The sequence below is a fragment of the Phenylobacterium sp. genome (assembly GCF_031360265.1).
Lineage (GTDB): Bacteria > Pseudomonadota > Alphaproteobacteria > Caulobacterales > Caulobacteraceae > Phenylobacterium.
Genome location: NZ_JANMBF010000138.1, coordinates 1 through 2,000, shown reverse-complemented (window position 1 = coordinate 2,000; position 2,000 = coordinate 1). Strand labels below are relative to the sequence as shown.

Sequence of the window (2,000 nt, the reverse complement as noted above, 5' to 3'; positions counted from 1 at the left end):
TGATCCCGCTGCGTTGGCCGAGTGCGACCGGACACTGAACCGCCTTCGCGCCCTTGAACCAATCCGCTCGGCTTTCGCTCATGGCCTGCCATACGTGAAGGGCCAAGATCATGATGGCGCCATTGAAGTTCGACGCTACAGCGCCGACGACACCAAGCCCGGCGCGCGGAAAGCCGAATTGACCACCTACACCTTGGACGAAATCGACGCCGCCGCGAGAGAGGTTCGCGAGATCGCAGAGTGGCTAGGGCCATTCTCCCAGCGCTATACAGCGCCCTTTGTCCTCAAGACCTTCGCCAGCCACAACGCCAACTCTCTGGCCCCCACCAGCCCATTGAACTCCGGGCAGTCAGCTAGCTCTCGCTCACTATCCCAAGCCGCCAGATACGGCTCCAGCATATCGGCAATCGCGATCACGTCAGGAGATAAGCCTCTCAAAAAGTGAGGGGTCATATCTGCGTCAAACTTGAGCGCGTCGCCCATCTGTCCTCACGTCTGAGGGCAGCTATCTCCTTGGCAGTTCACCGGCCTGTCACGCGGCATCTGAGTACCGAATCAGCCTCTGTTCCGTCAAGTATATAACTGCCCGTCAAGCGCCCCATCACCGCCCCTTCCACGCCGGCGCGCGCTTCTGGGAGAACGCCAGTGGCCCCTCGACGAAATCCTCGCTGGTGAACAGCGCCGCGACCGCCGGATAGCGGCTCTGGCCCTTGATCGCCGCCTCCAGGCTGGGCTCGTCCAGCCCCCGATAGACCGCCTCCTTGGACGCCCGGATCGACATCGGTCCCAGCTGACAGATGCCGTCGGCCCACTCGCGCGCCACTCGCATCAGGTCGTGCGGCGCGGTCACCTCGGCCACGAAGCCCAGGTCCTTGCCCTCCGCCGCCGAGACGCGGCGCGTCGTCAGGATCATCGCCATCGCCCGCTTGGTCCCGATGGCTCGGGGCAGCCGGTGCAGCCCGCCGGCCAGCGCCGCCAGCCCGACGCGGGGCTCCGGCAGGGCGAACACCGCGGCTTCCGAGGCGATGATGATATCGCAGGCCAGCGCGATCTCGAACCCGCCGCCCATGGCCACCCCGTTCACCGCCGCGATCAGCGGCTTGGCCAGGTCGAAGCGCGAGGTCAGCCCCGCGAACCCCGACGGCGGGCTGCCCATCTTGCCGCCGCCCGCCTGGTGCTTGAGGTCATTGCCGGCCGAGAACGCCCGCTCCCCCGCCCCGGTGACGATCGCCACCCACTGGTCCGGGTCGGCGGCGAAGGCGTCGAACGCCTCGGCCAGCTCGAAGTGCGCCGGCGAATGCAGCGCGTTCATCACCTCGGGCCGGTTCAGGGTGACCGTGGTCACCGGCCCGTCCCGCTCAACCTTGATGAATTCATAGGCCATGGCGTGTCTCTCCCGTTTTGCCGAGAGGCTGGGCTGGCGCCGCTAGGTCCGTCAAGGTTCATGGCGAGACCCTCCGTCGCCAGGGTCCGGAATTGCCAGGTGGCGCCACGCCCGCCCGGTGCTACCGTCGGCGTCTTCCACAGCATGCGGGGGCGCGATGCTTCGGTCAGTCTGGTTTGCGGTCGCCTTGATGGTGTTGCTGCCCGCCTCCGGCCATGCCGCGGGTCCGACGACGGCCCCCAAGGCCGGTGAGCCGTTGAATATCGGCTTTGTCCTCTACACCAGGAGCCACACGCCCGGCGTCCTGAAGGCCAGATGGAACTACGCCAACGCCTACAGCGGGCCCGGCTTGGCGACCGGAGGTCCGACCACGGGCGGCTTTGCCGGGCGCTACCACGTTCGCTACTTCCTTGAGAACGGTCAGTTTTCGGACGAGTACGATCTCGAGATCCAAAGGCGCGCGCCCGGCGACTTCTACGATGTGGCCTGGATCACCGACGGCAAGGTCAGCGCCAGAGGCGTCGGCCTGGAAGTCGCGGGCGGCAAGAGCCTCGCCGTCGGCTGGCGCAGGGTTGCTGACTGACCGGAAACTACAGGGGGCATACCTCCTCCAGGA

General features: G+C 66.5%; 3 protein-coding genes. 2 read left to right on the top strand and 1 reads right to left on the bottom strand.

Translation table 11 applies throughout. The features are described 5' to 3' along the window. A partial coding sequence (locus tag RMN86_RS12695; RefSeq protein ID WP_309606211.1) for a hypothetical protein occupies nucleotides 1-445 on the top strand: 445 nt, incomplete at its 5' end. 156 nt (nucleotides 446-601) lie between these two features. Here RMN86_RS12695 and RMN86_RS12690 read toward each other — a convergent pair. Then, complete coding sequence (locus RMN86_RS12690; RefSeq protein ID WP_309606210.1) at nucleotides 602-1,384, bottom strand: enoyl-CoA hydratase-related protein; 783 nt, start codon at nucleotides 1,382-1,384, stop codon at nucleotides 602-604. A 157-nt stretch (nucleotides 1,385-1,541) separates the two neighbouring features. Here RMN86_RS12690 and RMN86_RS12685 point away from each other — a divergent pair, with 157 nt between their 5' ends. After that, entirely contained in the window at nucleotides 1,542-1,967 is a 426-nt protein-coding gene (locus RMN86_RS12685) for a hypothetical protein (RefSeq protein ID WP_309606209.1), read from the top strand. Nucleotides 1,968-2,000: the final 33 nt, after the last annotated feature.

Coding starts and splice junctions, on each gene's coding strand:
- RMN86_RS12685 (WP_309606209.1), top strand. CDS start 1,542: ATGCTTCGGTCAGTCTGGTTTGCGGTCGCCTTGATGGTGTTGCTGCCC.
- RMN86_RS12690 (WP_309606210.1), bottom strand. CDS start 1,384: ATGGCCTATGAATTCATCAAGGTTGAGCGGGACGGGCCGGTGACCACG.